This is a genomic window from Sphingomonas sp. AC435 (assembly GCF_979253005.1).
This window is the reverse complement of record NZ_CEEDCJ010000049.1, coordinates 1-265: the sequence shown is the minus strand read 5'-3', so window position 1 is coordinate 265 and position 265 is coordinate 1. Positions and strand designations below refer to the sequence as shown.

General features: G+C 67.2%; 1 protein-coding gene. It reads left to right on the top strand.

Annotated elements, in window-relative coordinates; translation table 11 throughout:
• On the top strand, positions 1 to 265 hold a 265-nt coding region (locus AC0CH8_RS18900; protein WP_465241200.1), incomplete at both ends, for a M1 family aminopeptidase.

Sequence of the window (265 nt, the reverse complement as noted above, 5' to 3'; positions counted from 1 at the left end):
CCTGCCGCGACTGGTTCCAGTTGTCGCAGACGGAGGGCTTCACCGTCTACCGCGATCAGGGCGTCTCCGCCGATCAGGGATCGGCCGCGGTGAAGCGGATCGAGGATGTGCGCGGCCTGCGCGCGGCGCAGTGTCCGGAGGATTCGGGGCCGCTCGCGCATTCGGTCCGCCCGGACGAGTATCAGGAGATCAGCAACTTCGACACCGCGACCATCTACAACAAGGGCGCGGTACTGATCCGGATGATGGCGACCCTCCTGGGGCC